Genomic DNA, 6,644 nt, shown 5'->3' on the forward strand with positions numbered 1-6,644 from the left:
AAGGAGATTGGTCGTGAGCACCGGGGCCGCGGAGTGAGCGGATCAGCCTCGCGCAGTTTGCGAGGCTTCCCGTAGTTGTTGCTGCGACTTCAGTCGCCGGTGACCGGCTGCGCGCGGAACTTTCCATTCAGGCCGGCCACAGCGTTGTTGGACCTCGCACGAGGGGCTGCAGGTCGAAGGATCTATAGGCGAGGTCGCACGTGCGCTGCCGACTGCACGGTCCATCCCGAAATGGTACGAGATCTCCCGATCCCACCATCTTCCCCTCATCGCCATGAACTCTCCTCTCTTCGCCGGGCCAAACCTCACGGCCGGCAAGCTGAAGCTGGTGCGATACGCCATGTTCGCCGGGCTGCTGCTGTTCGGCGGCATCGCGTACTGGCAGAGCACCCACCGCACCGAGCCGCTGAACCCCGAGACGCCGCTCGACGCGCTGCGCTGGGTGGGCTACGGGCTGTGCGTGCTGGCGATCGTCGGCATGGCCGCGTTTCGCGGCATCCGCGCGCGGGCGCAGGGCGCGGCGCGGCAGACGTGGAGCCTGATCGGGAGCGCGCTGGCCGAGGGCGCGGCACTTTTCGGCGCCGTCTACATCCTGCTGGGCGGCCAGCCGTGGGTCTACGCGCTCGGACTGGCAATCTTCCTGGCCACCTGGGCCGTGCTCCCCGCCGATCCCGACGCCGTGTAGCGGGCGGTCTGCCGAACGAAACGCTGGCGCATCGCCGGCGCGCGCATGAGCTTGGAAGGGCGGACCGGTGCCGGCGTTCGTCGGAGCGATCGCGCATCGCTTCGAGTGCTTCTACCTCATCCCCGCCGCGCCATGAGCAACGTGCACTCCATCCCCCGGACTCCGCGCGCCCGTCGGAGCACCGCCCGCGGGCTGATCGCGGTGGCGCTGTCGCTGGCCGCGGGCGCGAGCGCCGGCTTCCGCGCGGGGCCGCAGCCGTCTCCCTCCTCGGGATACGCCTACTACGGCGAGGCGCCGCCGGGCGGAGCGTGGACGGCGAAGAACTTCGACGACCTCACGCGCTCCGACGTTCCCGCGTACCGGACGTCCGGCCCGCCGCTCGACCCGGACGTCGAGATGGCCATCCGCGAGGGCGACCGCCTCCGGGCCCGCGGGGTGGTGAACGTTCGCGACCGGCCGTGGGAGAAGCGGCACGACGAGCCGGCGGTGATCGGATCGCTGCGCCCGGGCGAGCAGGTTGTGATCCGCGAGGTCCGTGCGGTCTGGCTGGGCAGCGAGCACCGGCGCATGGCGTTCTGGGTGCGCTACGAGCACCCGTCACGCGCCCGCTGAGCGCGTCCTCCCGAAGCGGCGTGCGGGCGGCCCGGTCGGCCGCCCGTCGTGCATGGAATCCGGATCTCCCGGCCAGGTGACCGAAGGCGAATGGCGACAGGGTTGGAGGGACCGGCCGCCGGTGCGGCCGGGGGCGAAGTGGCGGCCGGCCCCGGCCTGGCGCGCAGGCTGGGGCTGTTCGACGCGACGATGATCGTGATGGGCGGCATCGTCGGGTCGGGGATCTTCGTCAACCCGCACGTCGTGGCGGAGCGGGTGCACACGCCGCTGCTGATCGTGGGCGCGTGGGTGGCGGGCGGGCTGATCGCGCTGGCGGGCGCCTTCGTGTATGCGGAGCTGGCGGCGCGCCGGCCGCAGGTGGGCGGGCAGTACGCCTACCTCCGCGACGCGTATCACCCGGCCGTGGCCTTCGTCTACGGCTGGGCGCTGCTGCTGGTGATCCAGACCGGCGGGATGGCCGCCGTGGCCGTGACCTTCGCGCGCTACTTCCGCGAGACCACGCACGTGCCGCTGGGCGAGCCGGCCGTGGCCGCGCTGGGAATCGCGCTGCTGGTGGCGGTCAACTGCCTGGGTGTGCGCGCCGGGAGCACCGTGCAGAGCGCGCTCATGGTGCTGAAGATCGTGGCCATCGGCGCGCTGGTGGCCGCCGGGCTCTTCTTCGCCGGGCGTCCCGCGGCGGACGCGGTCGCGGCGACGGCGGGTGGGGATGGGGATTCGCTCGCGTCGTTCGGCGCGGCGATGACGCCGGTGATGTTTGCGTATGGCGGCTGGCAGACGGCCAGCTTCGTCGCCGGCGAGATGCGCAACCCGCGGCGCGACCTGGCGCGCGGGCTGATGATCGGCGTCCTCGGCGTGATCGCGCTCTACGTCGCGGTCAACGTCGCCTGCGTCCTCGCGCTCGGCGCCGCGGGGCTGGCGGGGACGCCCACTCCCGCGTCGGCGGTGATGCGCAACGCGTTCGGGCCGGCGGGCGCGGCGCTGATCGCGGTCGGCATCGCCATCTCCACCCTCGGCTTCCTGAGCCAGGGGATGCTCACCGCGCCGCGCGTGTATTTCGCCATGGCGGCCGACGGGCTGTTCTTCCGCCGCATCGCGTGGGTCGATCCCCGCACCCGCGCGCCGGCCGCGGCCATCGTGCTGCAGGGCGTGCTCTCGCTCCTCATCGCCCTCACCGGCACGTACGAGCAGATCCTGAACTACGTCGTCTCGGTCGACTGGATCTTCTTCGGCCTGACGGCGGGCACCATCTTCGTCTTCCGCCGCCGCGCAGCGGGAGATGGAGATGCGGGCGCGCGCATCCCCGGGCACCCGGTGACGACGGCGCTCTTCATCGCCGCGGCGGCGCTGATCGTCGCCAGCACCGTGTGGAAGTATCCCGCCAACAGCGCGGTGGGGATCGCCATCATGCTCGCCGGCATCCCCGTCTACCTCCTCTGGCGCCGCCGGGGGACGGCGTGACGCCGCCCGTCGGGTCGCGCTACCTGCGCTGGGCCAAGCTGCACCGCCCGTCGCGGTACGACCTGACGTCCAGCGGAATGCCGCACCTCGCGCTCGCCGATCTCCCCGCGCCGCCGGGAACGCTCGCGCTGGGCGGCACCGGCGCGTACGGCTACGGCGCGCTGGGAAATGCCATCGCGCGCCGCTACCGCGTTCCCGCCGACCGTGTCGTGCAGGCGCTGGGCTGCTCGATGGCCAACTTCCTGGCGATGTCGGCGCTCCTCGGGCCGGCGGACGAGGTGGTGATCGAGCACCCGGCGTACGAGCCGCTCCTCTCCGTCGCCCGCCACCTGGGCGCGAGCATCCGCCGCTTCCCGCGCCGCGCGGAGGACGGCTTCGCGATCGACCCCGCCGAGGTCGCGCGGGCGGTAACGGCGCGCACGCGGCTCATCGTCATCACCAACCTGCACAACCCCTCCGGCGCGTTCACCGACGACGAGACGCTGCGGGAGATCGGCCGCATCGCGGAGTCCGCCGGCGCGCGCGCACTGGTGGACGAGGTGTATCTCGACGCGCTGTTCGAGGCCGAGCCGCGGACGTCGGCGCATCTCGGCGACGTCTTCATCGCAACCAGTAGCCTGACCAAGGTGTACGGGCTGGCCGGGCTGCGCTGCGGATGGATCCTGGCCGAGCCGCGGCTGGCGTGCCGGATGTGGCGGATGGTGGAGATCGCGAACAACATCGGCGCGCACCCGGCCGAGCAGCTCGCCGCCGCCGCCTTCGCGGGGATCGATGCCATCGCCGCGCGGTCGAAGGCGATGCTGGACGCCAATCGCGACGCGCTGAACGCATTCTACCGCACCCGCGGCGACCTGGAGTGGACGGAGCACCGCGCCGGCAGCGTCTCCTTCCCGCGCCTGCGCCGGGGAAGCGTCCGCCGGCTCCGCCGCGTGCTGGCGGCCGACGGCGCGACGGACATCGTCCCCGGCGCGTTCTTCGGGATGCCGGACCATTTCCGCATCGGGCTGGGCGTCGACCCCGCGGCCTTCGCGGCCGGGCTGGAACGCCTGGGCCGCGCCCTCGACCACCTCGACCGTACTTCATAAGAAGATCCTCCCTCGCCGCCGCGGCCGTGCTCTTGGCCGCTCGATCTTCCCCACCTCCATCGGGTCCGACGATGAACCGAATCCACCTCTCCGCCCTGCTCGCGATCGCCGTCGCCGCGCCGCTCGCGGCCCAGCAGCAGCCCGCGCCGCCGCCGCCGCCGCTGCGGATGGCGGCCAGCAGCTACGCGACCGTCGAGGTGCACCTGAACCAGCGGCGCATTGGCAACGAGTGGTACGAGGAAGACGCGGCGCTCACCGGGCCGGCGCGCATCGCCATCACGTACGGGCAGCCGCACGCGCGCGGCCGCCGCGTGGAAGGCGGCCTGATCCCGCGCGACACGGTGTGGCGCTTCGGCGCGAACATGGCCACCACGCTGCACACCGACGTCGACATGGCGCTGGGCGGCCTGAAGCTCTCGCGCGGCGACTACTCGCTCTTCGTGCTGTACTCCGGCACCGCGTGGCAGCTCATCGTGAACCGCGGCACCGGCCAGTGGGGCACCGACTACGACGCGACGAAAGACGTCGGACGCATCCCGCTCGCCGCACGGACGATGACGGAGCCCGAGGAGACGCTCACCATCCACCTCATCCCCGAGTCCGCGCGCCCCGGCACCGGCTATGCGGATCTGGCCGGCGCGCTCCACATCAAGTGGGGCCGCACGGAGCTGAGCACGGGGTGGACGATCGATCACTGAGGCTCCAAGCCCCTCCCCCCGAATGGAATTCGGGGGCAACAACGGCACAAAGTCCCTGCGGGACTGCCATCCAGCGCTCGGGTGGCGAGCTGAAATCCGTGGCGCGATGAGTTCTCCCCTCCCCCGCGGAGCGGGCGGAGGGGCCGGGGAATGGGGCCAGCCAAGTGGGCAGGATGCCCTCGAAGCCTCGAGTGCGCAGGCAGCGGGTTTTCGGGATGGAGATGGGGGAAAGGGAGATCGGGAGATGTCGCGCGCGTTCGTGAAGGAGGATTCGGGAGATGCGGTGCCGGGGCGCTACGGCCTGCCGCCGCGCGACGATCCGTCGTACGATGCGGCGGCGGCGCGCGCGCTGCTCGAGGGCGCCCGCGACGCCGACACCGGCTCCGCCGAGGCGGCCACCGGCTACCGTTGGGGCGAGGAGCGCCTGCACCCGCACGTCCGCCGCATCCTGACCGAAGCCGAGTCGCAGCCCGAAGCCGAGCAGGACCGCCGCTTCATCCGCGTCGCCCGCCGCTTTCTGGGCGAGTACTGACGGACAGATGGTGCGGAAGTGCGAGAGTGCGGAAGTGCGGAAGTGCGGAGATGGATCCGGCGCAGCTTGGCACTTGGCACTTGGCACTTGGCACTTGGCACTTGGCACTTGGCACTCAGCACTCAGCACTCGAACCCGCCCGAAATCATTAGCACATCGTGACATCTCCCCCGCCCGGCAGCATGCCCGGCGGCTGGGGCTTCCCCGGGAGGTTATCTTTGTGCCTATCGATCACGATCTGATCTATTAGCCACCTGAATCCGGAGAGACCGTGACGCACGAAGAGCTGGTCAGGGAGATGACCGCCGCGCGCAAGCGCCGCGAAGAGCAGACCGCCCGCGCCATCCGCGACGCCCGCGTCCTGGCCGTCCGCGCCGCCGTGCCCCCGGGCGCCAGCCAGACGGACATCGAGGACCGCGCCCGCAGCTTCTATCCGCGCCTGAGCCCCGAGCTGGTGACGGAGCTGGCCGCCATCGTCGCGAACCACCAGGGCACCCGCTTTCCCGCCGCGGCCGACCCCGAGCTGGACGCGGAGATCGACGAAGAGCTGGCCCCCGAGCTGTAGGGAACGGCGGTTGCACGGGTGGGTACGCCGAAGCCACACGAATTCACCCGCAATCGAACGGACGAATGGGGATGACGGATAGATTCTTTTCCCGCGCCGCGCTCGTGCTGGTGCCGCTGGCGCTGGCCGCGTGCGGCGGCGGGCGCGAGGCGCAGGCCGACGGCGGCGTGCAGGTGAACACCACCCGCCGTGCCGCCCCGGTGGCCTCTGGCGGGGACACCTCCGCCACCTCCGTGGCGCAGCCGCAGCCCCCCCTGGCCGGCGACGCGCCCGTCTCCGCGGCGACCTCGCCTGCCACGCCCTCCGCCGGGAGCGGCGCGCAGGCGAATGCGCCCGCGTCCGCGCCCCCCTCGGCGCCGGCTCCCGTGAAGGGCGGGCGGCAGGACGCGAATGCGATCCTGGCGCGGGTGGAGCAGACAGCGGCGGGGGTGCGCACGCTGGAAGCCGACTTCGTGCAGAACCTGCACGTTCCCCTGCTGGGGAGCGACCGGCAGAGCACGGGCAAGCTGTACCAGCGCAAGCCGGACCGCTTCCTGATGCGCTTCACCGACCCCGCGGGCGACGTGATGGTGGCCGACGGGCGCTACTTCTGGATCTACTATCCCAGCAGCGACCGCACGCAGGTCATCCGCACCAGCATCGCCGAGGGTGGGCAGAGCGTGGATCTGCAGCAGCAGTTCCTCAGCAACCCCAACCAGCGCTTCGTCGCCACGTTGGCGGGCGACGAGTCAGTCGCGGGTCGGTCGTCCTATGTGCTGACGCTGGTGCCGCGCGGCGCCTCGGCGTACAAGATCCTCAAGATCTGGGTGGACAAGGAGGACTACCTGGTCCGCCGCTTCGAGATGACGGAGGAGAACAACTCCGTCCGCACCGTGGAGATGCGGAACCTTCGCACCAACCACGCGCTCCCCGACAACCTGTTCACCTTCACCCCCCCCGCCGGCGCCCAGGTCTTCGACCAGTAAGCCGGTGGATGGATGAGGATGATGAAGAGGCCGCTCCCGGCGTT

8 protein-coding genes are annotated in these 6,644 nt (G+C 71.6%); all 8 read left to right on the top strand.

Going from position 1 to position 6,644, the window contains the following annotated elements; genetic code table 11:
* The first annotated feature begins 274 nt into the window (after window positions 1-274).
* The 8 genes from VLK66_RS22930 (at window position 275) to lolA (ending at window position 6,600) form a co-directional block, all read left to right on the top strand.
* Window positions 275-685: a hypothetical protein gene (locus VLK66_RS22930; RefSeq protein WP_325311821.1), complete on the top strand. Its 411-nt coding sequence runs from the start codon at window positions 275-277 to the stop codon at window positions 683-685.
* 132 nt (window positions 686-817) lie between these two features.
* Window positions 818-1,297 carry a hypothetical protein gene (locus tag VLK66_RS22935; protein ID WP_325311822.1) on the top strand — a complete coding sequence of 160 codons (480 nt, stop codon included), beginning with the start codon at window positions 818-820 and terminating at the stop codon, window positions 1,295-1,297.
* Window positions 1,298-1,387: 90 nt separating this feature from the next.
* The gene (locus tag VLK66_RS22940) at window positions 1,388-2,755 is read left to right on the top strand and encodes an APC family permease (RefSeq protein WP_325311823.1); all 1,368 of its coding nucleotides are present in this window, start codon (window positions 1,388-1,390) and stop codon (window positions 2,753-2,755) included.
* Window positions 2,752-3,840, top strand: a complete 1,089-nt coding sequence (locus VLK66_RS22945) for a pyridoxal phosphate-dependent aminotransferase (protein WP_325311824.1) — start codon at window positions 2,752-2,754, stop codon at window positions 3,838-3,840. The genes VLK66_RS22940 and VLK66_RS22945 overlap by 4 nt, the downstream gene beginning before the upstream one ends.
* A 71-nt stretch (window positions 3,841-3,911) precedes the next feature.
* The gene (locus tag VLK66_RS22950) at window positions 3,912-4,538 is read left to right on the top strand and encodes a DUF2911 domain-containing protein (RefSeq protein ID WP_325311825.1); all 627 of its coding nucleotides are present in this window, start codon (window positions 3,912-3,914) and stop codon (window positions 4,536-4,538) included.
* Window positions 4,539-4,782: 244 nt separating this feature from the next.
* Window positions 4,783-5,070, top strand: a complete 288-nt coding sequence (locus tag VLK66_RS22955; protein WP_325311826.1) for a hypothetical protein — start codon at window positions 4,783-4,785, stop codon at window positions 5,068-5,070.
* 271 nt (window positions 5,071-5,341) lie between these two features.
* A complete protein-coding gene (locus VLK66_RS22960) occupies window positions 5,342-5,635 on the top strand; it encodes a hypothetical protein (RefSeq protein WP_325311827.1) in 294 nt (97 codons plus the stop codon).
* 71 nt (window positions 5,636-5,706) lie between these two features.
* Window positions 5,707-6,600 (top strand): outer membrane lipoprotein chaperone LolA, encoded by an 894-nt coding sequence (gene lolA, locus VLK66_RS22965; RefSeq protein ID WP_325311828.1) that lies wholly within the window; start codon window positions 5,707-5,709, stop codon window positions 6,598-6,600.
* The last annotated feature ends 44 nt before the right edge of the window (window positions 6,601-6,644 follow it).

Origin of the sequence: Longimicrobium sp., from assembly GCF_035474595.1 — a bacterium.
Classification (GTDB): Bacteria; Gemmatimonadota; Gemmatimonadetes; order Longimicrobiales; family Longimicrobiaceae; genus Longimicrobium.

Coding starts and splice junctions, on each gene's coding strand:
- VLK66_RS22930 (WP_325311821.1), top strand. CDS start 275: ATGAACTCTCCTCTCTTCGCCGGGCCAAACCTCACGGCCGGCAAGCTG.
- VLK66_RS22935 (WP_325311822.1), top strand. CDS start 818: ATGAGCAACGTGCACTCCATCCCCCGGACTCCGCGCGCCCGTCGGAGC.
- VLK66_RS22940 (WP_325311823.1), top strand. CDS start 1,388: ATGGCGACAGGGTTGGAGGGACCGGCCGCCGGTGCGGCCGGGGGCGAA.
- VLK66_RS22950 (WP_325311825.1), top strand. CDS start 3,912: ATGAACCGAATCCACCTCTCCGCCCTGCTCGCGATCGCCGTCGCCGCG.
- VLK66_RS22955 (WP_325311826.1), top strand. CDS start 4,783: ATGTCGCGCGCGTTCGTGAAGGAGGATTCGGGAGATGCGGTGCCGGGG.
- lolA (WP_325311828.1), top strand. CDS start 5,707: ATGACGGATAGATTCTTTTCCCGCGCCGCGCTCGTGCTGGTGCCGCTG.